Below are 441 nucleotides of genomic sequence, written 5' to 3'. Positions count from 1 at the left end.
ATTATTGCCAAACAAACATCAAATGCTTTTGCAAACCTTGCTCCTGGAACTTACATGTTTAAGGTTACAGATGCAAATGGATGTTTCTACACAGAAGCTCATACAATAAATCCGGTTACTCCAATAACAGTTGCTGTTTACAAAGACAGCGATGTATTGTGTAAAGGCGGTTCAACAGGTAAAGTAACATTTACTGTTTCAGGAAATGCGACAGTAGGAGCTTATACTTACACTTTAACACCTGCAGTTGGAACTATTACAAAATCTGGAAACACATTAACATTAGTAAATGTTGCAGCAGGAAATTATAGTTTACAAGTTACAGACAGTGCTACAGGATGTACCAATACAGCTACTGTAACTATTAATGAGCCGACAAATGCATTGACATTAACAGCAGTTGCAACAAATATTAGCTGTAACAATGGTATTGCCCAAATT

At 36.1% G+C, this 441-nt stretch carries 1 protein-coding gene; it reads left to right on the top strand.

The annotated features are described in order from the left end of the window. Positions 1 to 441, top strand: a 441-nt coding sequence (locus tag GKZ86_RS25195; protein ID WP_154785767.1) for a hypothetical protein, incomplete at both ends; no start/stop codon positions are given.

Origin of the sequence: Flavobacterium sp. LC2016-13, assembly GCF_009707955.1 — a bacterium.
Lineage (GTDB): Bacteria > Bacteroidota > Bacteroidia > Flavobacteriales > Flavobacteriaceae > Flavobacterium.
Note: the sequence above shows the minus strand (reverse complement) of the source record. Positions and strands in the feature narration are given on the sequence as shown.